The sequence below is a fragment of the Bradyrhizobium sp. FW305-F6 genome, assembly GCF_058782905.1.
Genome location: NZ_JBYSYD010000028.1, coordinates 1 through 2,300 on the forward strand (window position 1 = coordinate 1; position 2,300 = coordinate 2,300).

The 2,300-nt window shown below is 64.3% G+C and carries 2 protein-coding genes; both read right to left on the reverse strand.

Annotation, left to right across the window (positions count from 1 at the left end; genetic code table 11):
• Positions 1–61: 61 nt before the first annotated feature.
• Entirely contained in the window at positions 62–922 is an 861-nt protein-coding gene (gene istB, locus AC3WLX_RS36550; RefSeq protein WP_028139087.1) for an IS21-like element helper ATPase IstB, read from the reverse strand.
• Entirely contained in the window at positions 922–2,223 is a 1,302-nt protein-coding gene (gene istA, locus AC3WLX_RS36555; protein ID WP_049820478.1) for an IS21 family transposase, read from the reverse strand. Before istA ends, istB begins: the two co-directional genes overlap by 1 nt.
• Between the last annotated feature and the right edge of the window lie 77 nt (positions 2,224–2,300).

Below are 2,300 nucleotides of genomic sequence, written 5' to 3' on the forward strand. Positions count from 1 at the left end.
TGTCAAACGCCATCCGGAACTGCCCCCTTTGCGTCATGAAGAACTGCCCCCACCATCGGGATTATGATCTCGGTTGAAGGTTGTTTCCGCCGGTGACGGGCCGGAGGGAGGCGGAGCCGACTGGAGGGCCGTCACCGGCGGTCGGCGTCTTTATAAGGCCGCTCTTGCGCTTGGCGCGGAGCCGGTAGCTGTCGCCGCGGATCGTCAGCACGTGACTGTGGTGGAGGAGCCGATCGAGGATCGCGGTGGCGACCACGGGATCCGCGAACACGGTGCCCCATTCGGCAACGCTGCGGTTTGAGGTGATCAGCATGGCGCCAGTTTCGTAGCGGCGGCTGACCAACTGGAAGAACAGATGCGCCGCGTCAGGTTCCAGCGGCAGGTAACCGAGCTCGTCGACGATCAGCAGCTTTGGCTTCGACAGGGCGAGCAGTTTCTCGTCCAGCCGTCGCTCGCCGTGCGCCTTGGCAAGGCCCGCGACCAGTGTCGTCGCCGTGGTGAACTGCACCGTGTATCCGGCCAGGATCGCCTCTCGTCCCAGCGCGATCGACAAGTGCGTCTTGCCGACGCCCGGCGGCCCGAGCAACAGCACATTCTCGCCGTTGGCGATCCAACGTGACGCGGCAAGGTCACGGATCTGCTTTGGATCGATCGACGGCTGCGCCTCGAAGTCGAAGCCAGCAAGCTCCTTCACAGCCGGGAAGTGCGCGAGCTTCAGCGCCATCTCGACGCGGCGATGATCCTTGCGTGCGATCTCGCGCTCGCACAGCAAGATCAGCGTCTCACGCGCCGACAGGTTCGCGCGCGCGGCTTCGTCGAGCAGGCTGTCGAGCTGATCGCGGATGCCGGAGAGCTGCAATCGCGCCAGCATGGCATCTAGCGGATCGTTCGTTGCTTCCATTGCCTTTTTTGCCCTCGCCATCAGAAGCTTCCTCCGACCATGGCTTCGTATTCGGCAAGAGGACGTAACAACGACGGCGGTGAGGACGGCGCCGGCACAGCGATCTCCGCCCGGCGGACCGCGCCATTGCGACCAGCAACACCATCGAGATGGGCGGAGTCGACAATCCGCAGCCGGCGACCCTCCGATTGCTTGTGGACCGCGACCTGGTGCAATCCATGGCGGATCCGCACTTCGCCGGCCGCGATCGTTACCGCCACGCGCTCGCCAATCAGGCGCCACGGTACCGAGTAGCTGTTCGTGTCGATCTCGACGGCGCAATCATTGCCGACGACGCGGGACAGTTCACGCAAGGATCCAAACGAGGGCTGCCCGCCGAGCGGCTTCAACCGATGTATCTCGTCACGCGCGAAGCGGATGATCGGCGTCTCGCCGGTCGTGCCGTGGATCCGAACGTTCGCAACCTCTCGCTCCCATCTGTCGAGATGCGCCTCGAATGCTTCCCAACTTGGGAAGGAATGACCGGCGATCGCGTTCTTCTTCACGTAGCCGACGCCGTTCTCCGTCTTGCCCTTCGTGCGCGCCCGATATGGCGCGCAGGCGCGAGGGCGAAAGCCCCAATGTTTTGCGAAGGCTATCAGCTTGTCGTTGAACTGAACCGACCGGCTCACTGCGTCGTGCCGCACGACAAGCGCGCGTGGATTGTCCATCAGCACTTCCTCCGGCACACCGCTGAAGGTCGTGAATGTGCTCTCGAGCCCGGCGAACCAATGCTCCTGCCTCTCGGCCCGGAACGCACGCACATGGAGCCTTCGCGAGTGTCCAAGCGTTGCCACGAACACGAATGCCTTGACTTTCGCCCCTCCGATCTCGACCAGGCGCTCCCCGAAGTCGATCTGCAGCTGCCGGCCCGGGGGCGTCTCAAACCGCGTCGTCGCCAGCGCCTCCGCTTTCAGCGCCTGGCGATAGGGCTGCACGGCGCGTTGCAGTGTCCGCCGGCTGACGGCCACGCCTTTCTCGGCCAGCAGGTCCTGTCGCACCACGTCGGCATTGCCGCGATGCCGAATGAGCCTCTCGCGCAGCCAACCCTCAAGGCCGTCGAGACGCTTCGGCCGCTCAGGCGACTTGAACGGCTTCACCCCGCCCGCCGCCAAGTAGTCCTTCACCGTGTGGTGGCTGCAGCCCAGCTGCCGCGCAATCCGCTTCACACCCCACCCGCACGCCCTCAGGCGCATCATCTCCGCCACGTCATCCGGCGTCTTCATCATCTGCCCCCGTGGATCATTCCACGGCGAGCCTTCAGTGATTCGTTCCCGCTTCATTCACTCTCTCCTCAGCTATCCAAGGAGGGGGCAATCCCTTGTGACGCTGAGGGGGCAGTTTTCCATGGCGCGCGACA